This window comes from Lysobacter dokdonensis DS-58, from assembly GCF_000770795.1.
Classification (GTDB): Bacteria; Pseudomonadota; Gammaproteobacteria; order Xanthomonadales; family Xanthomonadaceae; genus Noviluteimonas; species Noviluteimonas dokdonensis.
Genome location: NZ_JRKJ01000006.1, coordinates 153,625 through 175,866 on the forward strand (window position 1 = coordinate 153,625; position 22,242 = coordinate 175,866).

Genomic DNA, 22,242 nt, shown 5'->3' on the forward strand with positions numbered 1-22,242 from the left:
ACTTCTAGGGGACAAACAGATGCAATACGGCAAGCGAAGCCTCGGCATCGCCATCGTCCTGTTCGCGATGGCGGCCACGCCCGCCTTTGCGCAAGTGCAGGCCACCGTCGGCGGCAAGACGATCGAGTTGCCCGCACCACAGGCGGGCTACACCGCCGTCCCGGCACGCGACGACGCGCTGAATCGTTTGCTCGACGCCTCCGTGACGCCGACCAACCGCCTCATCGCCGCCTGGCTCTCCGACGGAGACCTGGCCGATGCCGAACGCGGCGACATCCACGAAATGCCGCGGCACTTCGACGCGCAGATCATGCGCGCCATCGAAAGCGCGACGGTCTCGGGCGACGACTTCGCCACGCTGCGCCCGATGGTCGAGAAGCAGATGGTGGAACAAGCCGCCACCATCCAATCGCAGGTCAATGCGCAGATGCATCGCGTCGATGGGGTCGCGTCGGAAATCAATGACGCACAGACTGCCATCACCATGGAAAGCATGACGCCGATGCCCGTGCATGCGAGCTCGGAGCGCGCCTTCGAACTCTCGATGCGCTCGGTCTATGCACGGCAAGTGGGCGGCCACGCCGACCGCTTCACCGTCAACGCTTCGATGGCGCTGGTCCACGTTCACGGCAAGGTGCTGTTCCTCTACGCCTACGGCGACGAAAACGACCTGCAGTGGTCGCGCGACGCATTGCACGCGTGGGTGCAAGCGGTGGTCGCCGCCAACCCCGGGCCAGTGCCGACGGCATCGACGCTGCACTTCGATTGGAAGCGGACGCTGGGCATCGGCGCGGCGGTCGCGTTGATCGCCGGGCTGGTGGCGTTGTTCGCGTTCATGCGGAAGTCGTAGGCGATGGCAGGGGTTCGGATCTCGATGGCATGCCTGGCAATGGCTTGCGCATTCGTGCTCGCCGCATGCGCTTCCACGCCGGCCGACACACCTTTGCCTGCGGTGGGAGGGGGCGGCGTTTCGCAGGGAGAGGACGTTCTCGACGTCACGATGTACCAATTGATCGCGACGCCCGAACGCTATGACGGCAAGACGATTTCGGTCATCGGCCTGGGATATTTCGAACTGGCCTTCGGCAACGAGAACCGATGGGCGCTCTACGCCACGCGCGACGACCAGGATCACTCCACCTGCGCGCTGGTCGACATCGAACTGCCGGACGCGCTGACGCCCGAAGCGCCGAAGCTACGCGCGCTGATGGGCAAGTACGTCCTTGCCATCGGCACATTCGAGGCAGCGCAGCCGATCCCGCCCGGCGTCGTCGTGATGAAGACATGCCCCGGCGCAAGCACTTTGCACGCCAGGTACATCGGGCATTGGGAGTTTTGAGATTGAGGCGCGCGCTACATGAAGAGCTGCCCGCCGTCTCCCACACGCCACCCCTTCTCCGACATGCAGGTCCCTAGCTCCCGCCAGATATGCTCGGCGAGGAACGCCGAATGCGTGCGCGCGAGATCCGCCGCGCACGCATCGAGGTCGGGCTGCGCCGCTTCGTCGTCGCAATCCATCGGCACGCCGGTGCGCGACCAGCAACCGATCTGCATCCCCGGCGACAGGTAGTGAGGACATCGCGCGTGCCTGCGCGATAGCGGACCTCGGCCAGCCGCCGAGTGCGCTACCAGAACCACACCGCCTCACGTGGCGAGCCTTCGTTCCGAAGGGGACGCCTCAGACGCGTACGCCTCTCGCCCCAAGATGCTGCGCCATCTGCACCGGCTCCGGCATGCGCTCCTCCGCGGTGAACCGCATCACCAGATCCGCCGCCGATGCCATCGCGACGCGATGCCCCGGCGAAACGATGATCGGCGCCACGTCCTTCTGGCTGCGCAACACCCAGCCGATCTGTTCGCCGTAATCGCGCAGCGGTGTATACGCGCCGCGCACTTGTTGCAGGTCCGCCGCGGTGCCGAGCAGGAGCTTGTTGCCGATGCCGATCGTCGGCAGCCCGGTGACCACGCCGAAGTGCGAGGCGATGCCGAAGCGTTGCGGGTTCGCGATGCCGTCGCCGTCGAACAACACCAGGTCCGGGGCCTGCGGAAGCATGTCGAGCACGCGCAGCAGCGCGGGCATCACCTGGAAGGAGAGGAACCCCGGCACGTACTTCGTCGACGCCGACACATGCGCCACTTGCGCGTCGATCAGGTCCAGCGTCACCGCATCGACCAGCACCGCCACCGCGCGCGTGCGCGTGCCGTCGTCTTCCATCGCGGTCGAGAACCCGGCCACTGCGCGGAGCGGGGACCGGAACCCGTCGCGCGCCAGCACGCGCTTGGCCATCAGGTCCTGCATGGCGCGCGCGTGCGCGACGCTGCCGTCCCAGGGGTCGAGGGGGTTCGGATTGGGGTCGGAATGGGCCATGAGGTCAGAGCATACCGGCCGCGTGCGAAGACGCCGGCCAAGCGGCCGTCAGAACCGGGCCACCCAGGCCCAGGCGCACAGCACGGCCAGCACGAGGAGGGTGGCCAGGCCCACGATGTTGCCGGTCCCCGTGCCCGGGATCATGACGGCCCGCTCGGGCCGCGCCGGGTCGTAATACACGTCGATCTCGCTCCCTTTGCGCAGCCCGTACAGCAGATCCATGGCCTCGGCGAAAGGCACCAACGCCATGGGCCGATAACTCAGGCGCCGCCCCTCGTAGGCGCGGCCATCCACGCTGTAGGTGTAGTGCGCGTACACCGAATGCCGGCCGTCGCTGTCCGCCGGGCCGATGTCGCTCTCCTGCCAGATGTGCTGCAACGTGCCGGTCGTATGCATCCAGTGCAGCGACGCGAAGCCGAGCCGAAGGTGCCACACCTCGCGCGCGGCGAGCGCGAGCAGCCCCAGGATGATGAGCGGCATCCAGACATTCACAGACTCCACTCCCCTGATCCCCTTCGCTCACGCCGCCCGCTGCAACGCGGTCAGCAACCCCCGCGCAGCCTGCACCCGGGCGGCGGCGTCGGGCAAGTCCAGCTTGAGGCGGAGCTTGTCGGGCCCGTCCATCGCGTAATGCTGCGGTTGCTTCTGGATCATCTGGATCACGGTCATCGGATCCACGTCGGGCTTGGCTTCGAACTGCAGACGCCCGCCCGCCGGCCCGAGGTCGATCTTGCGGATGCCGATGCGCGTGGCCTGCAATTTCATCTCGGCGATTGCGAACAGGTGCTTCGCGGCATCGGGAAGCAATCCGAAACGGTCGATCATCTCGACTTGAAGATCGCGCAACTCGTCCGCGTTGCGCGCGCTGCTGATGCGTTTGTAGAGCGTCAGGCGCGCGTGCACGTCGGGCAGGTAATCGTCGGGGATCAGCGCAGGCACGTTGAGCACCACTTCGGCGCCGCGATGTTCGAAGTTCGGGTCTTCGTCGGGCAGCTTGCCCTGCTTGATCGAGCGCACCGCGCGCTCCAGCAGTTCCGTATACAGGCTGAAACCGACTTCGGCCATCTGGCCGCTCTGGTCTTCGCCAAGCAGCTCGCCGGCGCCGCGGATTTCGAGATCGTGCGTGGCGAGCGTGAAGCCCGCGCCCAGCTCGTCCATCGACGCGATGGCTTCCAGGCGCTTGCGCGCATCGGCGGTGATGCTGCGGTTGTCGGGCGCCACCAGATACGCATACGCGCGATGGTGCGAACGGCCCACGCGGCCGCGCAGCTGGTGCATCTGCGCCAGGCCCAGCTTGTCGGCGCGGTTCATGATGATGGTGTTGGCGTTCGGGATGTCGATGCCCGACTCGACGATGGTCGTGCACAACAACACGTTGAAGCGCTGCTTGTGGAAATCGAACATCACGCGTTCCAGTTCGCGCTCCGGCATCTGGCCGTGCGCGATGCCGATGCGCGCTTCGGGCACCAGTTCCTGCAGGTCGCGCTGCATGCGGCCGATGGTTTCCACGTCGTTGTGCAGGAAATACACCTGGCCGCCGCGCGCGAGTTCGCGCTGGTGCGCTTCGCGCAGCAACGCCGGGTCCCACGGCGTGACGAAGGTCTGCACCGCGAGGCGATGCGCCGGCGGCGTGGCGATGATCGACAGATCGCGCAGGCCCGCCATCGCCATGTTCAGCGTGCGCGGGATTGGTGTGGCGGTGAGCGTGAGCAAGTGGACGTTCGCGCGCAGCGCCTTCAGCGCTTCCTTCTGGCGCACGCCGAAGCGCTGCTCTTCATCGACGATGACCAGGCCCAGGTCCTTGAACCGCACGTCGCTCTGCAACAGGCGATGCGTGCCGACGATGACGTCGATCTTGCCTTCGGCCAGCTTCACCAGTTCGGCCTTGATCTCCTTCGTACTCTTGAAGCGCGAGAGCACTTCCACCTTCAGTGGCCAATCGGCGAAGCGATCGCGGAAGTTGCGGTAGTGCTGTTCGGCGAGCAACGTCGTCGGCACCAACACCGCGACCTGCTTGCCCGCGGCGGCGGCGACGAACGCCGCGCGCACCGCGACTTCGGTCTTGCCGAAGCCCACGTCGCCGCACACCACGCGATCCATCGGTTGCGACGAGGCGAGGTCGCGGATCACCGCTTCGATGGCGGCGTGCTGGTCGGGGGTTTCTTCGAACGGGAAGGTCGCGGCGAACGGTTCGTACATCGCGCGATCCAGGTCCAGCGCGATGCCCGCGCGCGCTTGGCGCTTGGCCTGGATTTCGAGCAGTTCGGCGGCGACGTCGCGCACCTTCTCCGCGGCCTTGCGCTTGGCCTTGGTCCATTGCTCGCCGCCGAGGTTGTGCAGCGGCGCGGTTTCCGGCGAGGCGCCGGAGTAACGCGAAATGCGGTCGAGTTGCGCGACCGGCACGTACAGGCGGTCGCCCTTGGCGTATTCGATTTCGAGGTATTCGCCGGGCGTGCCGCCGGCTTCCAGCGTGATCAGCCCGCGATAGCGGCCGACGCCGTGGTCTTCATGGACGATCGGCGCGCCTTCGGTGAGTTCGCCGAGGTCGCGGATGATCTGTTCGGGTTCGCGGCCTGCGCGCTTGCGGCGGCGCGGTTGCGAGGCGCGTTCGGGGAAGAGCTGGCGTTCGGTGAGCAGCGCGATCGGCGTGCCGCCGATGACATCGCCATCCAACGCGAAGCCATCTTCCAGTGGCGCGACCGCGATGGCGAAGCGCACGTCGCTTTTCAGGAACGCGTGCCAGTCGGAGACTGTCTCCGGCTTCAGGCCTGCGGCGTGCAACACGTCGAGCAGGGCTTCGCGGCGGCCGGCGGAATCGGCGGCGATCAGCACGCGGCCCGGATAGGTGGAGAGGAACGATTGCAGCGCACCGGCGCCGGCTTCGCGTGCGGCGACGGGGACGTCAGGAGCTGGTTGGTCGCCGAGGGCGTGCGCCTTCTCGGCCTTGGCATCGGCGCCGCCGACGACATCGATGCGCGGCCGCGCGTTGAGCGCTTCGCGCAATTGGTCGGGCGTGAGGTACAGCTCGTTCGGCGGGAGCAGCGGGCGTTCGATGTCGTGCCGGCGTTGTTCGTAACGCTCCGCGGTCTGCGTCCAGAAGGCATCGGCGCACGCCATCGAACCATCGCCGACGACGGGCAACATGCGATCGCCGAGATAATCGAACAGCGTCGCCGTCGCGCCTTCATTGCGCGAAGGCTCGAAGAACAGCGGCAGGTAGTACTCGATGCCGGCGGGCGTCAGGCCGACCTTCAGATCCTGGAACAACGCGCTGCGCCGCGTGTCGATGTCGAAGCGATCGCGCAAGGCATCGAGCGCGCGCTTGCGCGACTCGTCGTCGAGCGGCACTTCGCGGCCGGGCAGAAGCTGCACGGCATCGACCTTGTCGAGCGAGCGCTGCGATTCTGGATCGAACGCGCGGATCGAATCGATCTGCTCGTCGAACAACTCCACGCGATACGGCTCGTGCGCGCCCATCGGGTAGACATCGAGCAAGCCGCCGCGCACGGCGAAATCGCCCGGATCGAAGACCTGCGGCACGTTGCGGTAGCCAGCGCTTTCGAGACGGCGCTTTTCCGCATCGAGGTCGAGCACCTGGCCCACGCGCACGTCGAAGGTATTGCCGATGACGTAGCGCACCGGCGCCACGCGCTGCAGCAGCGTCTGCACGGGCACGACGACGATGCCACGCTTGAGCGTCGGCAAACGCAGCAATGCAGCAAGGCGCTGCGACACGATGTCGGCGTGCGGGCTGAATTGGTCGTACGGCAGCGTTTCCCAATCGGGGAAGGGCAGCACGGGGATGGAGGCGTCATCGCCGAGCAGCGTGCGCAGGTCGGATTCCAGCTGGTGCGCGCCGTGGTTGTCCTTGGCGATGGCGAGTACGGGACCGTCGTGCACGCGCGCGGCGCGCGCGATGTGGAAGGCCAGCGCCGAGGCCGACGCGGACGCGCGCCACCACGCGCGGGACTGGCCCGCGCGGGGAAGGGGGAGGGTGTCGTGGGTGCCGCTGGCGTCTTTGTTCATGCGCTCGCAAATAGCTGGCACCGCCGGGCGCGTTTCGCGCCCAGCGGAGGGAGCGCAAGTTTAGCGGACCCGGGCGTTAGGGCCGCGCTTCCAGGACCAGGTTGAAGGGCGTTTCGGTGGCGCGGCGGAAGCGCGTGAAGCCGCCGTCGTTCATCACCTCGCGCAGGCGAGATTCGCCGGCCTGCGCCCCGAGCGCCGGGCCGTTGCGCGCCAGCGACACCGGCACGCAGATCTGCGAGGACGCGCCGTAGTACACGCGGCCGACGGGGTTGAGGTTGCCCTCGACGGTGTCGGTCGCCCACGGTTCGACCAGCAGCACGTGGCCGTCGGGCTTGAGCGCATCGTGCGCGTGTTTCGCCGCGCCCACGGGGTCGCCCATGTCGTGCAGGCAGTCGAAGAAACAGACGAGGTCGAACCCCGCGTCGCGATAACCGGTGGCGTCCGCCGCTTCGAAGCTCGCGTTGCCCACGCCCATTTCCTTCGCGCGCTGCCGTGCGACGTCGATGGACGGTGCGTGATAGTCGATGCCGACGAACTGCGAGTTGGGGAACGCCTTCGCCATCAGCGTTGTGCTCGCACCATGGCCGCAGCCCACATCCGCCACGCGTGCGCCGCGTTCGAGTTTCTCCTTCACGCCTTCCATCGCCGGGATCCATTCGGTCAATAGGTGCGCGTGGTAGCCGGCGCGGAAGAAACGCTCGACGCCGGTGAACAGACACTTGTGGTGCTCGCCCCATTCCAGGCCCTTGCCGGTGCGGAAGTTGTCCATGGTGCGGTCGAGCATGTGGAAGGCGTCTTCGACGAGGCCGTACGCACCGGGAAGATCGACCGGTCCGTTCGGATCGGCCAGGCACAGCGCCTGTTCGTCGTTGAGGCGATAGCGGCCGCTGCCTGCGTCGTAGTCGACGTAACCGCCGGCGGCCTGGTTGCCGAGCCATTCGCGCACGTAGCGTTCGTGCGTGTTGGTGCGTTTGGCGAGTTCGGCCGGTGTCAGCGCTTCTTTCGCGAGCGCCTTGTAGAAGCCCAGTTGGTCGCCGACCAGCATGAGCGTGGAAGAGATGGCGGCGCCGAGATCGCCGACCGCCTTGCCGAGAAACGTGTTGAGTCGTTGTTCGTCGATGGGCATGAAATGAATCCGATCGTTCCCATCCGTGGGAGACATGCGACAGCGGCCCGTCGCCGGCTCCCCGACGACAATCAACGCAATGATTCGGATTTTGCGGCCTAGGCCGCTTGCGGTTCGTCGTGCACGTGCGTGCCGCGCGTGGGCTGCAGATCGAGCACCATGCGCACCAGGCCGGGATGCGGCGAGGCTTCGCGACGGAAGCCGAGCGACTGTGCGAGCGCGAGCATCGGCTGGTTGTGTTCCAGCACGTCGCCCCACAATTTTTCGAGGCGACGGCCTTTCGCCCAGCGCACGAGACGGCGCATCAGATGCCGGCCCAGGCCCATGCCGGCGATGTAGTGGCTCACGAGGATCGCGAATTCAGCCTCGCGGCCGTTGTCGTTGATCGATGCGCGCGCAACCGCGCCGACGAGCGCTTCACCCGGCGGCAAGGGCTCTGCGGCCACCAGTGCGAACTCGCGCTTGGCATCGGGGCGCGAGAGCTTGTCGGCCATCTCCGGCGTGAGCTCGCGCACCGCGTGCAGGAAGCGCTGGCGGATTTCGTCGGGCTCGAGCAAGGCGAAGCCCTGCCGCAGCGGGTCGGCATCGGCCGGCCGGATGGGACGGATGAGCACCTCTCGGCCATTGCTGAGCCGGATCTGCTCGTGCCACGGGGGAAGTCGGTTACGGGCCGCCATTCAGCTCTTATGCCAGAGGCGAAGTGAAGCCCAGCTCTAGACGGGGGCCGAACACCGGGCCTCACGCGCGCAATTGCTATCCTTGCGCGCTCTCCCATTCATGTAACGGAACGCCATGGCCGGCAGCGGCGACTCCAACCGCGCGATCCTCTTCGCCCTCGGGGCCAATTTCGCCATCGCCTGCGCCAAGGGCTTCGCGGCGTACATGACGAACTCCAGCGCCATGATCGCCGAGACCGTCCACTCGCTGGCCGACTGCGGCAACCAGTTGCTGCTGTTGCTGGGCCTGAAGCAGGCCAAGCGCCCGCCGAACAAGGATTACCCCCTCGGATACGGCAAGGCGATCTACTTCTGGTCGTTCCTGGTCGCGCTGATGCTGTTCTCGGTGGGCGGCATGTTCAGCCTCTACGAAGGCGTGCACAAACTGCACAACCCCGGCAAATTGTCGAACTGGGGATGGGCCGCCGGCGTGCTGGTGTTCGGCATCATCGCCGAGGGCGTGTCGATGCGCGCGTGCATGCAGGAAGTCAACAAGGCGCGCGGGGATCGTTCGCTGTGGCGCTGGTTCCGCGAGAGCCGCCAGGCCGAACTGGTGGTGATCTTCGGCGAAGACCTCGCGGCGTTGTTCGGCCTGGTGTTCGCGCTCATCGCGGTCATGCTGGCCGTGATCACCGGCGACCCGACGTGGGATGCCTACGGCACGATCGCCATCGGCGCGTTGCTGATCGTCGTGGCGGTGTTCGTCGCGGTGGAGGTCAAGGCGCTGCTGATCGGGCAGAGCGTGGACCTCAACGTGCAGGCCGACATCCGCAAGTTGCTGGAAGGGCGCCCGGAAATCGCGCGCGTGATCAGCCTGATCACCCTGCAACTGGGCAACGAGATGATGGTGTCGGTGCATGCGGAGATGCATGAGCAGCCGACGTCCCGCCAGTTGGTCGACGCGATCAACGCCTGCGAGAAGGCGCTGAAGGCGCAATTCCCGCAGGTGCGCTGGAGTTTCTTCGAACCCGAGATGTCGGGCGCGGTGGCGGGCGATCAGGATTACGGCCCCGCGACGACGTAAGCGCCGTCAGGCGGGTGCGCGCAACCACTCCATGTGCGCGTTCCCGCCGCCGCTTTCCTGCATCGCGTTGCGCAATGCGTTGAGCGTCGGCTTGAACAGCACGTCGAACTTCCACGGCGCATTGAGGATCAGCAGCCCGCTGCCGTTCATGCGCAGCGGCGAGTCGTCGGGCCGCACCAGCAACTCGATCACCAGCGCCGATTTGGCTTCGATCGCCGCCGCGCGCCGGTAGAACGGCGGCAACGACCGCCGCAGCTTGATCGGATACCACAGCGCGAACATCCCTTGCGGCCAGCGTTGCAGGCCGTCGCGCAGCGCGGCGATCGCCAGGTCGAATTCCTCCAGCTGCGCCTCGTAGGGCGGATCGATCAACACCAGCCCGCGCGCGAACCGCGTTTCGCCCGACCGCGGGGGCAGCAACGCCTTCATCGCCGCGTAGCCGTCGCGCGCATGCACGATCACGCGCGGGTCGTCGCGGAAGTTGTGGTTGAGGATCGCCGCTTCGTCGGGCTGCAGCTCGCAGCAGGCGATGCGGTCCTGTTCGCGCAGCGCGTGCGTGAGCAGCCAGGGGGAACCGGGATAGGACCGCGCGCCGTGCGCGGCGCGGCAGGCCTCGATGGCCGACAGGTAGCGCGCGATGTTGGCATCGCCCGTGCGTTTGAGCTTCGCGACGCCGCCTTCGGCTTCGCCGGTCTTCTGGGCGGCCGCCGCGTCGAGGCTGTACAACCCGCGCCCGGCGTGCGTGTCGAGCGCGAAGCACGCGGCGGGCTTGGCGCGCAGCGACTCGCACAGGGCGAGCAGGGCGACGTGCTTGAGCACGTCGGCATGGTTGCCGGCGTGGAAGGCGTGGCGGTAGTTCATGGCGGGCAGTATGACGGGTGCGCACCATGACGGCCGCCAGCTATGCTCCGCGCATGCCCCTGCTCCTGGTCGAAGACGAAGCCGCCATCGCCGACACCGTCGCCTACGCCCTGCGCGAGGACGGGTTCGAGGTCCACCATTGCCTGACCGCGGGCGATGCGCTGCGTGCGTCGAAGGACGGACGCTTCGAGCTGGCCATCCTCGATGTCGGCCTGCCGGACCTCGGCGGTTTTGCGCTCTGCCGCGAACTGCGCCGTAGCGGCGACCTGCCCGTGATCTTCCTCACCGCGCACGCGGCGGAGGCCGAACGGGTGCTCGGCTTCGAACTCGGCGCCGACGATTACGTCACCAAGCCCTTCTCGCCGCGCGAGCTGGTCGCGCGCGTGCGCGCGGTGCTGCGGCGCGTGGCGACGAATCCGGAACCGGCACCGGGCCACGGGTTCGCACACGATGCGCAAGGCCACCGCATCAGCTGGCGCGGCCGCTGGCTCGACCTGACGCGCTACGAATACGGGCTGCTCGCGGCCCTGTTGCAACGCCCGGGCGCCGTGCTCACGCGCAGGCAATTGATGGATCGCGTGTGGGGCGATGCGCTGGAAAGCGGCGACCGCACGGTGGACACGCACGTCAAGACGCTGCGCGCCAAGCTGCACGCGTTCGACCCCGCCGTCGACCCGATCCGCACGCATCGCGGGCTCGGGTACTCGATCGACCACTGAGGCCGGCATGCGCATCGGACTGCGCGTCTTCCTCGGTTACTTCGCCATCGTCGCGCTGGCGGCGTTGCTGCTCGCGCGGGTATTCGTTGCCGAAGTGAAGCCCGGCGTGCGGCAGGCCATGGAGGACACGCTCAACGAGACGGCCAACATGCTCGCGGAAATCGCCACGGACGATTTCCTCGCCGGGCACATCGCCGATGGGCGCTTCGCGCAACGCGTGGAAGCGGTGAGCGCGCGTGATCTCGGCGCGGATATCTGGGGCTTTTCGAAGCGTGCGGCGACCACGCGCATCTACGTCACCGATGCGCGCGGCGTCGTGGTGTTCGACAGTGCGGGGCGCGATGTCGGGAAGAACTATTCGCGCTGGAACGACGTCTATCTCACGCTGCGCGGGAAGTACGGCGCGCGTTCGACGCGCAGCGATCCGGACGATCCGAATTCCACCGTGATGCACGTCGCCGCGCCCTTGCGCGATGCGAACGGGCGCATCGTCGGCGTGCTTACAGTCGCCAAGCCGAACCAGACGCTCGCACCGTTCATCGCGCGCAGCCAGGCCAAGGTGATGAAGTGGGGCTGGCTGCTGATGGGCGTGGCCTTGCTGATCGGCCTGACGACGGCGTGGTGGTTCGCGCGCCAGCTCGGTGCGTTGCAGCGTTACGCGCACGCCGTGACGGCGGGCGAACGCGCGAGCCCGCCGAAGGCCGCCGGCGAGTTCGGCGACCTGGGGCAGGCGCTCGAAACGATGCGCACGCGGCTGGAAGGCAAGCAATACGTCGAGCAATACGTCCACACGCTGACGCACGAGATGAAGAGCCCGCTGGCCGCGATCCGCGGCAGCGCGGAGTTGCTGGAAGGGCCGATGGCGGAGGCCGACCGGCAGCGTTTCGCGGCGGCCATCCGCGCGCAGAGCGAGCGGCTCGCGCAGATGATCGACAAGTTGCTCGCGTTGGCGGCGGTCGAGCACAAACAGCAGCTGGAAGTGCGCGAGCGCATGGAGTTGAACGCGGTCGCCGAGGATGCGATCGCGCATTGCGCGAAAGGCGACGTGGAGATCCAGCACCACGGCGGCCTGTGCTACGTGGAAGGCGATCCATTCCTGTTGCGGCAGGCCATCGTCAACATGCTCGACAACGCCGTGTCGTTTTCGCCGAAGGGGCGCATCGTCAATGTCGATGTCTCCGGAGGAGACGGTCTGTGCCACGTCCGCGTCATCGACGCCGGCCCCGGCGTTCCCGACTACGCCTTGCCACGCGTGTTCGAACGCTTCTATTCGCTCCCGCGGCCGGAAGGCGGCAGCCGCAGCAGCGGCCTGGGCCTGTGCTTCGTCGCCGAAGTCGCCAAGCTGCACGGCGGGCGGGCGACCCTCGAGAACTTCCGGAACGGCGGCGCCATCGCCACGCTCGAACTCCCCGAAGCCTGACTTCACCGTCGCCACACACATCCGCCATCGGCGCCGCACGCGCCGGGGCGAGGCTGCGCCTGTCTTCCTGGCCGGAAAGGACCCGCCATGCGCCTCGCCTTCAAATCCGTCGTCGTGTTTTTCCTGATGTTGTTGCTGTTGATTCCCTTGATGCTGATTCGCGGCACGATCAGCGAGCGCGAGGCTTATCGCGCGCAGGCGGTGGCGAACGTCGCCGCCACCAGCGCGGGCAAGCAGGCCTTGCTCGGGCCGGTGCTGGTGGTGCCGTACACCGAGCTCGTCGAAGAAGACGAGGTGACACCGCAAGGAACGCGGAAGGTGCTGAAGGAACGCGCGGGGGCGTGGACATTCTTCCCCGAAACGCTCTCGATGGACGGCACGATGAAACCCGACACGCGCAAGCGCGGCCTGTATCGCGTGCCGGTGTACGAGCTCGACGTGCATGCCATCGCGGCGATCCGCGCGCAGATCCCGGCCGATGGCGCGCGTCCGCGTCGCATCGGGCGGCCGTTCCTGAGTGTCGGCGCCTCGGATGTGCGCGGATTCGTCGGCACTCCGACGTTGAAGCTCGGGGGCCGTGCGTTGCCGCTGAAGGCAGGATTCGGAAGCGAGCCGATCGGCGGGGTGCACGCGCGGTTGGATGCGCCCGTCGCGGGGCAGGCGCTGGCGATGGATCTGACGTTCGACGCGGTGATCGGTGGCACCGAAGCGCTCGCGCTGGTGCCGATCGCGCGCGACAACCGGTTCTCGCTGAAGTCGACCTGGCCCGATCCGATCTTCGGCGGCAGCTTCCTGCCACGCGCGCGCACGGTGAGCGACAAGGGCTTCCGCGCGAACTGGGAGATCTCCTCCCTGGCGACCAGCGCGCAGACGACGTTCCTGGAAACCGACGACGCCGCGAAGCTGCTGCAACTGGCCTCGATGCGCGGCGCGGACACGTCCACCGCAGGCATCGACGCGGTCGGCGTGACCTTGTTCGACGCGGTGGACAGCTACACGCTGGCCGACCGCGCCACGAAGTACGGGATCCTGTTCGTGCTGCTGACGTTCGTCGGCTTCTTCATGTTCGAGCTGATCAAGCGCCTGCCGATCCACCCGATCCAGTACGGCCTCGTCGGCCTGGCGCTGGCGATCTTCTTCCTGCTGCTGGTGAGCCTGAGCGAACACGTCCCGTTCGGTACCGCCTACCTCGCCTCGGCCGCCGCGTGCATCGGGCTGCTCGGGTTCTACCTGAGCGCGGTGTTGCACAGCCTCGTGCGCGGACTCGGGTTCTCGGTGATGCTCGCGACGCTGTACGCCGCGTTGTACGGCGTGCTGGTGTCGGAGGACAACGCGCTCGTGCTCGGCGCCGGGCTGTTGTTCGTCGTGCTCGCGACGATCATGGTGGTGACGCGCAAGGTCGATTGGTACGCGTTGCAACGCTAGAACAGCGTTGCACCCGGCACGATCCACAAGGACAGCGAGGCGATCGCACTGCCGATCGCCGTCGCTGCCAGGACGTCGCTGGGGTAATGCAACCCGAGGACGACACGCGAGACGGCGATGCTCGATGCGAACGGCACGAGGAGCCACGCGAGCACCGGGTAGTGCGCCAGCGCGACGAGGGTGAAGGCCACCGCGTGCAACGTATGGCCCGACGGGAAGCTGAACTCGTCGAGCGGTGCGATCCACGCATGGATGCGGGCATCTGAGGCGAAGGGGCGCGGGCGTTTCGTCCAGCGCTTAAGCAGCGCATACAAGCCGAGCGCGATCGCGCCGGTCACCGCGAGATGCGCCGCGGCGAAGAGGCCATCGAAGCCATCGGCGATCACCATCGCCGCCATCAGCGCGTACCAGGCGATGCCGTCTCCGAGGCGGCTGATCGTCGCGAACAGCGCGCGCGTGGCACGACGTTCGCACCAGTGGTTGGCCTTGAGGCACCAGGCCGAATCAATCCGGGGCAAGCTGGGCATCGGCGATCCTCCTGCGGTTGGCGAGCATCTGGAGCAGGGCGTCGAACTGCGCGGCGACCTGGTCGGGGTGCAGGTGTTCGATGCCGGCGCGCGCGGCGACGCGCATGCGGCGCAACCCGACGTCGTCTACCGAGAGCTGCGTTGCACTGGTGATGAACGCGGCGGCATCGCCGTCGGGCACGCGCAGGCCGCTCTGACCGTGGCGCAGGTGTTCGCGCGCGGCGCCGTAGTCGAAGGCGATGGTCGCCACGCCGCTGGCCATCGCTTCGAGCGTGACGTTGCCGAAGGTTTCGCTGCGGCTCGGGAACAGGAACACATCGCCGCTCGCGAAGTGCCGCGCGAGGTCTTCGCCACGGCGCAAACCGGCGAACACGATGTCGGGGTTGGCTTGCGCGAGCGATGCGCGCAACGGGCCGTCGCCGACGAATACCATCTTCGATCCAGACCGCACGCGCTGCATTGCGCGGAAGGCGGCGATCGCAAGCCCGAGGTTCTTTTCCGCGGCGATGCGGCCGACGTGGAGCGCGACGAGCGTGCCGTCGCCCGCGCCCCACGATTCGCGCAAGCGGGCGTCGCGTTTGGCGGGATGGAATTGCGCGCCATCGACCGCGCGCGCCAGGCGCATCGGATTGGCGAAGCGATGTTGTGCGAGTTCGTCCTGCAACTGCCGCGTGGCGACGAGGGTCGCATCGCCGGCGTTGTGGAAGCGGCGCATCCAGCGCAACGCGATGGGTTCGAGGACGCCGAATCCGTAATCGCGCATGTAATGGTCGAAGCGCGTGTGGAATCCAGTGGCGACCGGCACGCGCAGGCGGCGCGCGACCCTGCGCGCCGCCCACCCCAGCGGACCTTCCGTGGCGATGTAGACGGCGTCCGGCCGCCATGCGTTCCAATGCCGTGCAAGCGTGCGGAGTGCGGGTGCGCCGAAACGCAGGCCGGGGTAACGCGGGAGCGGGAAGCCGTGGACGAGGAGGGCGTCCTGGTGCGCGTCCCCGTCGCCGGATTGGCGTGGACGTACGAGATCGATCGAATGGCCGCGTGCGCGCAGCCCCTGCGCCAACCCTTCGACGGTCAGCGCGACGCCGTTGATTTCCGGCGGATACGTTTCGGTGACGATGGCGTAGCGCATGGGGCGCAGGGTGTGTTTCGGACATGACGCGGCGGTTGCGGGCGGGTGACATCTCGTCGCGGGGATGACGTCGCTGCCGTTCGGCGGGGGAGTGCTTGACACCCGCCACTGTTCCTACTGTACTAGTGGCCACAGTACAGATAGGACACCTCGATGCCCCGCACCCAGGCCCTGATGCTGCAGATCGCCACCGGCGACCCCCGGCCGATCAGCAAGCAGATCGTCGACGCCGTGCGCATGAAGATCGCCACGGCCGAACTCGAGCCGGGCGACCAGCTGCCGAGCGTGCGCGGCCTGGCGCAGCAGCTGACGGTGAACCCGAACACCGTCGCCAAGGCCTATGCCGAGCTCACCGCGGAAGGGTGGGTCGAGTCGCGCCAGGGGCTCGGCCTTTACGTGGCGCCCCCGCGCCAGCGATTGAGCGATGCCGAGCGCAGCCGCCGGCTCGACGAGGCGATCCAGCGTTTCCTGCACGACGTCATCGCGCTCGACTTCGCGCCTGACGAGGTGCAGGCGCGCCTCCACCACGAATTTCTCGCGCTTGCGCCCCGCAAGTCCGCCTGACCGGACCTAAGACATGACTTCGAACGATTACGTCATCCAGACGCAGGCGCTGAGCAAGCGCTACGGGCGCAAGCTCGCACTGGACCACCTCGACCTGCGCGTGCCGCGCGGCCGCATCCACGCGGTGGTCGGCGCGAACGGCGCCGGCAAGTCCACGCTCTTCCGCATCCTGCTCGGCTTCCTGCCGCCGACGGCGGGCAGCGCGCAGATCCTCGGGCGCGATTCGCAGCGCCTGACACCCGACGACCGCGGCCGCATCGGCTTCGTCAACGAAGAACACACCTTGCCGGGCTGGATGCGCATCAGCGCGGTGATCGACATGCACCGCCGCCAGTACAAGCGCTGGAACGAGCAGGCATTCCAGAGCGTGCTCGGGCACTACCACGTGCTGCCCGAACAGAAAGTCGCGCAGCTCTCGCGCGGCGAACGCGCCGGTTTCAACCTGGCGCTCGCACTCGCGCAGGGGCCCGAACTGCTGGTGCTCGACGAACCCACCCTCGGCCTGGACGTCGTCGCCAAGCGCGCGTTCCTCGAGTCGCTGATGTACAGCAACGCCACCGACGATTGCACGGTGATCTATTGCTCGCACCAGATGGAGGAGATCGAGCGCGTTGCCGACAACCTGATCATCCTCGAACGCGGTCGCTTGATGCACATGTCCGCGCCCGACGATTTCTGCGCGCGCGTGACGCACTGGGTGGCGGACATCCCGTTCAAGGGCCCGGATCCGCAGACGGTCCCCGGCCTGCTGCAATTGCAACGCCTCGACGGCCTGCACCACTACCTGGTGCTCGACCAGGACGACGACTTCGCCGAGTTCCTGCGGGCCAGCGGTGCACGCTCGGTGCAGAGCATGCCGGTGAGCCTCGACCGCGCCGTCAACGGCTTCCTCGCCAAGAACCACGCCGCGCCCGCACAGGCGCAGCACGCATGACCGGGTACGCACTCATGATCGATCTGCTCAAAGCCGAATTGCTCCGCTTCCGCTGGTGGGCCGCCGGATGCGTGGCCGTGCAACTGGTGGTGCTCGGATTCCTCACGCGCGTGGTGGACCTTGCGCAGCAACCGGAGATGGTCTACCAGGTGTTCGCGTGCACCTACGGCGCATTGGGCCTGTTGCTGGGCCTGTACCAGATGGGCGGGTATCGACGCCCGAACACGTGGCTCAACCTGCTGCATCGTCCGCTCGCACCCTGGAAGATCGCCGTCGCGCTGACCGGCGCGGGTGCGGTGTTGCTCGCGATCGGCATCCTGTTGCCCGCGCTCGTGGTCGCCGGTTGGCAGGAATGGATGACGCCGCGCGTCGTCGACACGCGCCACGTGCTGCTGATCGTGTCGGCGTGGATGGTCGCGACGTGCGGGTATCTCGCGGGGTGCTTCGTGATGCTCGCCGATCGCCGCATCGGTTTCTGCGCGGGCGTGTTCCTGTGCCTGTTCGCGGCCTCCGAAGCGACGGGCCTTGGGGCGTTGTTGTTGCAAGGGCTTGCGCTCGCATGGCTCGCCGCGATGGTGCTGGTCGCGTTCAAGCCAGACCTGAGCGCGGCGCCGCGCGGATTCGCGCGCATCGCCATCATCGGCGCGCCGCTCAACATCGCGATGTGGATCGCGCTGGTGCTCGTCGGGTTCGGCGTGGAGTTCGTGTGGATTGCGCAGGGTTCGCATCCGAACAACCTCGAAGTGCCGCAGGCCGGTGGCGAGAAGGAACTCGAGAACGCCGAAGGCAAGGACGTCTTCCGCCTGGGCCTGGCGGGCAGCACCGATCCGGAAGCGGCGCTGTGGCGCGAGCAGGCGAAGATCTCCGAGATCTTCTCGGTCGGGCCGAACTGGCGCACCGTGCCCGCGCGCGGGCAGCTGATGAACCTGGCGCCGATGGAATTCGACGACGAAGAGCGCCGCGTGCGCTGGGTCTTCAGCCACGACACGATGCGCTTCGAAGGCTACAGCCTGGTCGATCGCCGGCCGGCGGGTGCGCTCGGCGTCGCGGGTGATGCGCCGTTCCCCGCGCCGGTGTTGCCGGGGCCGAAGAACGTGTTGTTCGACCGCTCCACCGTTTACCAGTACGACGCCGATGCGCGATTGGTCTTGCCCCGTGCGCGGTTGCCGCAGGGCGAGCGCCTCGCGGGTTTCGGGGAGGCGGGCGACGATGTCGCGCTGCTCAGCGATCGCGCGCTGTATTTCTACGACGCGCGTGAGCTCGAAAACGACGACGGCGTCCTCGTCCCGCGCCAGCGCGTGCCGTTGCCGGCCGCCGCCGGCGATCTGCAACGCATCGACGCGATGGAGCTGCTCGACGGTTGGCTGCTGTCGTTCGCATTCGTGCGCTCGTCGTACAACGCCGAAGGGGCGCTGCCGTTCCAGGTGGTCCTGCGCGTCGATGAATCGGGCGGCGTGCATCCGGTCGCGCGACGCGACATCACGCCCGACTACGTGGACGCGTGGCGTTACCAGAACTGGTTCCCGTCGCCGGTCGTCTACACCGTGCAGAAGGCCGCGAAGACGGCGTTCGCCGACGGCATGGCGCCGTTGGAGAAGCGCGCGCCGCCGGTGCCGCTCGCGATCCAGGTGGTGGCCGGCGTGCTGATGCTGTTCTCGCTGCTCGGCGCGGTGTGGCGCACGCGGCAGACGGCGTTGTCGCCGCCTGCGCGGATCGCGTGGATCGTCGCGTGCGGATTGATCAGCCTGCCGGCGCTGATGGCGCTGTGGCTGCTGTATCCGAAGCGCGAGACCGTCGACGAGACTGAATTCGTCGCACAGCCCGCCATCGCCTGAGGCCGCAGACATGACGATGATCAAGCCCCCGACGCGGTTCGGGCTGGTGGTGCTCGCCTTCGCGATGGCGATGTGCGGACCGGCGAACGCGCAGGACATGGGCGACGTGCGCGCGTTGCGTGCGGCCGTCGCATCGGAAAGCGCGCAGCCGCGCGCACCGCAGGTGCCGCGTGTCGCGTTCCTCGCCTCGTCGAGCCTGCGGGGCGCGTGGCTCTCGCCCGATGGCGGCCGCGTGGCATGGCTGCGCGATGAAGGCCGCAACCGCACGTTGTGGGTGGCGCCGATGGCGGGCGGTGCGCCGCGGCGGATGTTGCCGAACACTGATGCCGAAGCGTTGGCGTGGTCGCGCGATGGCCGCTGGTTGTTCCTCGAATCGCCGCGACAAGTGTTCGCGATGGCAGTGGACGGGCAGGGCGGCTCACGCGCGATCGCGAAACTCGGCGGACGCTGGGCGCGCACGTCGCTCGGCGCCGATCCCGTGACGCCCGCGGCGATCCTCGTGCTCGAAAGCCCGCCGGTCGTCTCGCGCCTGGCGAAACGCTGGCGCGTGTTCCGCATCGACACGAACGGCAAGGAAACATTGATCCGCGAAGAGGGCAAGCAGATCGTCGATGTCGCCTTCGATGCGCGCGGCCGCCTGGCATTCTTCACGCGGGTCGAGGAGACGCGGTACACCGTCTATCGCATGCAGGGCGGGAAGGCGACGCCGGCGCTGCGTTGCGTCGATCTGCAACGCTGCGCATTGCTCGCGGCGTCGGCCGACGGCCGCACGGCGACGCTGTTGACCGATGTGGGCTCCGACCTCCGCCGCCTCGCGCGCCTGGAAGCGGACGACACACTGACGACCGTGCACGTCGACCCGCGCGGCAGCGACGACTTGCAGGACGTCGCACTCGATGTGCGCACGCAGCAGCCGGTGATCGCGGGTTACCGCACGATGGTCGGCGCGAACTACGGCCTCACGCCGGATGCGCAACGCCACGTCGCGCGCATCGAAGCGCGCTGGCCGCAGCGCAACGTGCGCATCGATGTCGGCGCCACGCATTGGCTGGTGCACGAGCGCGCGGCGACGATGAAGGGCGAGCGCCTGCACGCCTACGATCCGGCGACCGGCGCGTTCCGCGATCTGCTCGGCGACCCCGGCACGTTCTGGCGCGACAAGCCCGCGCCCGCCATCGCCGAGTCGACCATGGCGCGCAAGATCCCGTTCACGTATCGCGCATCGGACGGCATGCCGATCCACGGCTACGTGCTGGTGCCGCATGGCGTCGACCCGACGCGCGCGCCCATCGTCGCGCACGTGCATGGCGGTCCGTTCGCGCACTTCGGCCCGGAGTTCTCGAGCGTGTCGCAGATGCTCGCCAACCGCGGCTACGTCGTGTACGAGCCGAACTTCCGCGGTTCGACCGGCTTCGGCCGCAGCTACATGCGGGCGGGCAAGGGCGACTTCGGCAATGGGCGCGTGCAGCAGGACATCGTCGAAGGCGTGCGTTTCCTCGCTGCGCAAGGCATCGGCGATGCGAATCGCGCCGGGATCGTCGGCGCGTCGTTCGGCGGATATTCGGCGTTGTTGGGCGTGACGTTCCAGCCCGAGTTGTTCCGCGTCGGCGTGGCCGCGGTGCCGCCCGCCGACCTGGGCTGGGTGCTGCGCTGGTATTCGCGCACGGTCGACCAGATGGCGCCCGGCATCCCGATGTCGACCAGCATGCGCTTGCTCGACCTCGATCCCGCGGATCCGAAGGTCTCCGCGCGGTTGCGCGCGCAATCGCCGATCCTGCATGCGTCGCGACTCACGCGGCCGGTGTTGCTGCTGGCAGGCGGCGACGACGAACGCGTGCCGATCCGCAGCGTGCTGCATTACGCCGCGGCGTTGCAGTCGCACGGGAAGGACGTGACCTTGCTGGTCGATCAGGCCGCGCGCCATTCGGTAAGCGACCCACGCACGCGCGAGGCGTATCTGTATCTCATCGAACGGATGCTGCATCGCCGCCTGGGCGGCGGTGCGCCGGCGGCGCCGGATGCGGGGTTGCGCGCGACGTTGGCGAAGGATCTGCGGCTGCGCGGAAGCAACTTCGCCGACTAGTCCGCGCCGATCTTCAGGTTCACGCCCAGGTCGGCGGCGTCCTTCGGTTCGCCGCCGATGTCCTCGCGCGCGAGCGGACGCTGGTCCAGCCAGCGCTTGTCGAGGGTGAGCAGGAGGTTGTCGCCGTTGGCGACGGCCTCGGCGCGGGGAATCGCATCGGCTTCATGCGAGCGGTGCAGCAGCACGGCGAGGCGGAGGAGCGCGGCGTTGCGCTTGGTGCGCGCGAGCAGGCGGTCGGGGATCTGGTCGAACGCCGACTTCGGGATGCCGCGCCGATGCGTGCGCACCAGCGAGGCGAGCACGCGTTGTTCCTGTTGCGAGAAGCCCGCGATGTCGGAGTGTTCGAGCACGTAGGCGCCATGCACGTGGTACTGGCTGTGCGCGATGGCCAGGCCGAGTTCGTGCAACAGGGCCGCGCGCGAGAGCATCGCGCGCGCTTCCGGCGGCAGGTTCCATTCACCGGCCACCTGGTCGAACAGGTGCAGCGCCGTGGATTGCACGCGGTGCGCCTGCGCCACGTCGATGCCGTAGCGCTGCATCAGCGCCGCGACGGACGCATCGCGCGGATCGTCCGCACCACCGCGGCCAAGCATGTCGTACAGCACGCCTTCGCGCAGCGCGGCCTTGCTCACCGCCATGCGCTCCAGGCCCAACACGTCGAACGCCGCTTCGAGCACCAGCAGCCCGCCCGCGATGATCGGCTTTCGTTCGTTCGACAATCCCGGCAGATCGATCTGGTCGATCGTCTGCGCCTGCAGCAGGCGATCGCGTACCTGCGGCAGCGCGGCCGAGGTGACGGCGCCCTTCGTCAGTTTCATCGCGGCGCAGATATCGCCGATGGCCTTGTTGGTGCCCGACGAACCGAGCGCTTCCTGCCAGCCCAACGCACGATACGTCGTGGCGAATTGCTGGAACTCCGCCGAGACTTCCGTCAGCGCCTTGTTCCAGCGCTTGCGCGACAACTTGCCGTCGGGGAAGAAGCGGCGCGTACTCGCGACGCAACCGGCCTGCAGGCTTTCGCGTTCGATCGCCTCCAGCCCGCTGCCGATGATGCATTCGGTGGACCCGCCGCCGATGTCGATGACCAGGCGGAGCTCGCCCGGATTTGGCGGCTGTGCGTTCGCGACGCCGAGGTACACCAGGCGCGCTTCTTCGCGGCCCGAGACCACTTCGATCGCATGGCCCAGCGCCGTTTCCGCCGGCAGCAGGAACACCTGCGGCATCGCGAGTTGGCGCACGGTGTTGGTCGCGATCACGCGCACGCGCTGCGGCGGGATGTCGCGCAGGCGCTGTCCGAACTTCTCCAGGCTCACCAACGCGCGGCGCATCACGGCAGGGTCGAGGCCCCCCTTGCCGTCGAGACCTTCGGCGAGCCGCACCATGTCGCGGATGCGGTCGACGACGCGCAGCTGGCCGAGCACGTAACGCGCGACCACCATGTGGAAGCTGTTGGACCCCAGGTCGACGGCGGCGAGCAGGTCGCCG

20 protein-coding genes are annotated in these 22,242 nt (G+C 67.9%); 10 read left to right on the forward strand and 10 right to left on the reverse strand.

What is annotated here, in order from left to right:
- Nucleotides 1–19: 19 nt before the first annotated feature.
- Both LF41_RS06305 and LF41_RS06310 read left to right on the forward strand, forming a co-directional pair.
- Nucleotides 20–850 (forward strand): hypothetical protein, encoded by an 831-nt coding sequence (locus LF41_RS06305; RefSeq protein ID WP_036167437.1) that lies wholly within the window; start codon nucleotides 20–22, stop codon nucleotides 848–850.
- A gap of 39 nt (nucleotides 851–889) precedes the next feature.
- The gene (locus tag LF41_RS06310; RefSeq protein WP_152599913.1) at nucleotides 890–1,339 is read left to right on the forward strand and encodes a hypothetical protein; all 450 of its coding nucleotides are present in this window, start codon (nucleotides 890–892) and stop codon (nucleotides 1,337–1,339) included.
- 14 nt (nucleotides 1,340–1,353) lie between these two features.
- Here the strand turns inward: LF41_RS06310 and LF41_RS16715 are convergent, their stop codons facing one another.
- The 6 genes from LF41_RS16715 to LF41_RS06335 all read right to left on the reverse strand — a co-directional run bounded on the left by LF41_RS16715 (nucleotide 1,354) and on the right by LF41_RS06335 (nucleotide 8,197).
- Nucleotides 1,354–1,554 carry a hypothetical protein gene (locus tag LF41_RS16715; protein WP_152599914.1) on the reverse strand — a complete coding sequence of 67 codons (201 nt, stop codon included), beginning with the start codon at nucleotides 1,552–1,554 and terminating at the stop codon, nucleotides 1,354–1,356.
- Nucleotides 1,555–1,678: 124 nt separating this feature from the next.
- Nucleotides 1,679–2,368, reverse strand: coding sequence for an endonuclease V (locus tag LF41_RS06315; protein ID WP_036167442.1), 690 nt, complete (start codon nucleotides 2,366–2,368; stop codon nucleotides 1,679–1,681).
- 48 nt (nucleotides 2,369–2,416) lie between these two features.
- Nucleotides 2,417–2,848, reverse strand: a complete 432-nt coding sequence (locus tag LF41_RS06320) for a DUF3592 domain-containing protein (protein WP_036167445.1) — start codon at nucleotides 2,846–2,848, stop codon at nucleotides 2,417–2,419.
- Nucleotides 2,849–2,887: 39 nt separating this feature from the next.
- Nucleotides 2,888–6,394 carry a transcription-repair coupling factor gene (mfd, locus tag LF41_RS06325; protein WP_036167448.1) on the reverse strand — a complete coding sequence of 1,169 codons (3,507 nt, stop codon included), beginning with the start codon at nucleotides 6,392–6,394 and terminating at the stop codon, nucleotides 2,888–2,890.
- A 76-nt stretch (nucleotides 6,395–6,470) separates the two neighbouring features.
- Nucleotides 6,471–7,520, reverse strand: coding sequence for a class I SAM-dependent methyltransferase (locus tag LF41_RS06330; RefSeq protein WP_036167451.1), 1,050 nt, complete (start codon nucleotides 7,518–7,520; stop codon nucleotides 6,471–6,473).
- A gap of 98 nt (nucleotides 7,521–7,618) precedes the next feature.
- Nucleotides 7,619–8,197, reverse strand: a complete 579-nt coding sequence (locus LF41_RS06335) for a GNAT family N-acetyltransferase (protein ID WP_052116194.1) — start codon at nucleotides 8,195–8,197, stop codon at nucleotides 7,619–7,621.
- Nucleotides 8,198–8,312: 115 nt separating this feature from the next.
- Between LF41_RS06335 and LF41_RS06340 the strand changes: the two genes are divergently transcribed.
- The gene (locus tag LF41_RS06340; RefSeq protein ID WP_036167454.1) at nucleotides 8,313–9,260 is read left to right on the forward strand and encodes a cation diffusion facilitator family transporter; all 948 of its coding nucleotides are present in this window, start codon (nucleotides 8,313–8,315) and stop codon (nucleotides 9,258–9,260) included.
- Between the two features lie 6 nt (nucleotides 9,261–9,266).
- Here the strand turns inward: LF41_RS06340 and LF41_RS06345 are convergent, their stop codons facing one another.
- Entirely contained in the window at nucleotides 9,267–10,121 is an 855-nt protein-coding gene (locus tag LF41_RS06345; protein ID WP_036167457.1) for a 23S rRNA (adenine(2030)-N(6))-methyltransferase RlmJ, read from the reverse strand.
- 26 nt (nucleotides 10,122–10,147) lie between these two features.
- Between LF41_RS06345 and creB the strand changes: the two genes are divergently transcribed.
- The 3 genes from creB (at nucleotide 10,148) to creD (ending at nucleotide 13,685) form a co-directional block, all read left to right on the forward strand.
- Entirely contained in the window at nucleotides 10,148–10,840 is a 693-nt protein-coding gene (gene creB / locus LF41_RS06350) for a two-component system response regulator CreB (RefSeq protein WP_084073424.1), read from the forward strand.
- A 7-nt stretch (nucleotides 10,841–10,847) separates the two neighbouring features.
- Nucleotides 10,848–12,260: a two-component system sensor histidine kinase CreC gene (gene creC / locus LF41_RS06355; RefSeq protein ID WP_036167460.1), complete on the forward strand. Its 1,413-nt coding sequence runs from the start codon at nucleotides 10,848–10,850 to the stop codon at nucleotides 12,258–12,260.
- 87 nt (nucleotides 12,261–12,347) lie between these two features.
- A complete protein-coding gene (creD, locus tag LF41_RS06360) occupies nucleotides 12,348–13,685 on the forward strand; it encodes a cell envelope integrity protein CreD (protein ID WP_036167461.1) in 1,338 nt (445 codons plus the stop codon).
- Here the strand turns inward: creD and LF41_RS06365 are convergent.
- Nucleotides 13,682–14,212, reverse strand: a complete 531-nt coding sequence (locus tag LF41_RS06365; RefSeq protein WP_036167464.1) for a phosphatase PAP2 family protein — start codon at nucleotides 14,210–14,212, stop codon at nucleotides 13,682–13,684. The genes creD and LF41_RS06365 overlap by 4 nt on opposite strands.
- Nucleotides 14,190–15,341, reverse strand: a complete 1,152-nt coding sequence (locus tag LF41_RS06370; protein WP_036167467.1) for a glycosyltransferase family 4 protein — start codon at nucleotides 15,339–15,341, stop codon at nucleotides 14,190–14,192. The genes LF41_RS06365 and LF41_RS06370 overlap by 23 nt, the downstream gene beginning before the upstream one ends.
- Nucleotides 15,342–15,494: 153 nt before the next feature.
- On the opposite strand from LF41_RS06370, the gene LF41_RS06375 reads away from it, so the two are divergent.
- The 4 genes from LF41_RS06375 to LF41_RS06390 are packed head-to-tail and all read left to right on the forward strand — an operon-like array spanning nucleotide 15,495 to nucleotide 20,757.
- The gene (locus LF41_RS06375; RefSeq protein ID WP_052116195.1) at nucleotides 15,495–15,905 is read left to right on the forward strand and encodes a GntR family transcriptional regulator; all 411 of its coding nucleotides are present in this window, start codon (nucleotides 15,495–15,497) and stop codon (nucleotides 15,903–15,905) included.
- A gap of 13 nt (nucleotides 15,906–15,918) precedes the next feature.
- Nucleotides 15,919–16,839: an ABC transporter ATP-binding protein gene (locus LF41_RS06380; protein ID WP_036167471.1), complete on the forward strand. Its 921-nt coding sequence runs from the start codon at nucleotides 15,919–15,921 to the stop codon at nucleotides 16,837–16,839.
- A complete protein-coding gene (locus LF41_RS06385) occupies nucleotides 16,836–18,674 on the forward strand; it encodes a hypothetical protein (protein ID WP_152599915.1) in 1,839 nt (612 codons plus the stop codon). The genes LF41_RS06380 and LF41_RS06385 overlap by 4 nt, the downstream gene beginning before the upstream one ends.
- 10 nt (nucleotides 18,675–18,684) lie before the next feature.
- The gene (locus LF41_RS06390) at nucleotides 18,685–20,757 is read left to right on the forward strand and encodes a S9 family peptidase (protein WP_036167474.1); all 2,073 of its coding nucleotides are present in this window, start codon (nucleotides 18,685–18,687) and stop codon (nucleotides 20,755–20,757) included.
- On the opposite strand, the gene LF41_RS06395 is transcribed toward LF41_RS06390, so the two are convergent.
- Nucleotides 20,754–22,196 (reverse strand): Ppx/GppA phosphatase family protein, encoded by a 1,443-nt coding sequence (locus LF41_RS06395; protein ID WP_084073434.1) that lies wholly within the window; start codon nucleotides 22,194–22,196, stop codon nucleotides 20,754–20,756. The genes LF41_RS06390 and LF41_RS06395 overlap by 4 nt on opposite strands.
- Nucleotides 22,197–22,242 lie beyond the last annotated feature (46 nt).

Bases quoted from the DNA above. Each gene is read 5' to 3' on its own strand.
- LF41_RS06305 (WP_036167437.1), top strand. From the start codon at position 20: ATGCAATACGGCAAGCGAAGCCTCGGCATCGCCATCGTCCTGTTCGCG.
- LF41_RS06310 (WP_152599913.1), top strand. From the start codon at position 890: ATGGCTTGCGCATTCGTGCTCGCCGCATGCGCTTCCACGCCGGCCGAC.
- LF41_RS16715 (WP_152599914.1), bottom strand. From the start codon at position 1,554: ATGCAGATCGGTTGCTGGTCGCGCACCGGCGTGCCGATGGATTGCGAC.
- LF41_RS06315 (WP_036167442.1), bottom strand. From the start codon at position 2,368: ATGGCCCATTCCGACCCCAATCCGAACCCCCTCGACCCCTGGGACGGC.
- LF41_RS06320 (WP_036167445.1), bottom strand. From the start codon at position 2,848: ATGCCGCTCATCATCCTGGGGCTGCTCGCGCTCGCCGCGCGCGAGGTG.
- mfd (WP_036167448.1), bottom strand. From the start codon at position 6,394: ATGAACAAAGACGCCAGCGGCACCCACGACACCCTCCCCCTTCCCCGC.
- LF41_RS06330 (WP_036167451.1), bottom strand. From the start codon at position 7,520: ATGCCCATCGACGAACAACGACTCAACACGTTTCTCGGCAAGGCGGTC.
- LF41_RS06335 (WP_052116194.1), bottom strand. From the start codon at position 8,197: ATGGCGGCCCGTAACCGACTTCCCCCGTGGCACGAGCAGATCCGGCTC.
- LF41_RS06340 (WP_036167454.1), top strand. From the start codon at position 8,313: ATGGCCGGCAGCGGCGACTCCAACCGCGCGATCCTCTTCGCCCTCGGG.
- LF41_RS06345 (WP_036167457.1), bottom strand. From the start codon at position 10,121: ATGAACTACCGCCACGCCTTCCACGCCGGCAACCATGCCGACGTGCTC.
- creB (WP_084073424.1), top strand. From the start codon at position 10,148: ATGACGGCCGCCAGCTATGCTCCGCGCATGCCCCTGCTCCTGGTCGAA.
- creC (WP_036167460.1), top strand. From the start codon at position 10,848: ATGCGCATCGGACTGCGCGTCTTCCTCGGTTACTTCGCCATCGTCGCG.
- creD (WP_036167461.1), top strand. From the start codon at position 12,348: ATGCGCCTCGCCTTCAAATCCGTCGTCGTGTTTTTCCTGATGTTGTTG.
- LF41_RS06365 (WP_036167464.1), bottom strand. From the start codon at position 14,212: ATGCCCAGCTTGCCCCGGATTGATTCGGCCTGGTGCCTCAAGGCCAAC.
- LF41_RS06370 (WP_036167467.1), bottom strand. From the start codon at position 15,341: ATGCGCTACGCCATCGTCACCGAAACGTATCCGCCGGAAATCAACGGC.
- LF41_RS06375 (WP_052116195.1), top strand. From the start codon at position 15,495: ATGCCCCGCACCCAGGCCCTGATGCTGCAGATCGCCACCGGCGACCCC.
- LF41_RS06380 (WP_036167471.1), top strand. From the start codon at position 15,919: ATGACTTCGAACGATTACGTCATCCAGACGCAGGCGCTGAGCAAGCGC.
- LF41_RS06385 (WP_152599915.1), top strand. From the start codon at position 16,836: ATGACCGGGTACGCACTCATGATCGATCTGCTCAAAGCCGAATTGCTC.
- LF41_RS06390 (WP_036167474.1), top strand. From the start codon at position 18,685: ATGACGATGATCAAGCCCCCGACGCGGTTCGGGCTGGTGGTGCTCGCC.
- LF41_RS06395 (WP_084073434.1), bottom strand. From the start codon at position 22,196: ATGGTGGTCGCGCGTTACGTGCTCGGCCAGCTGCGCGTCGTCGACCGC.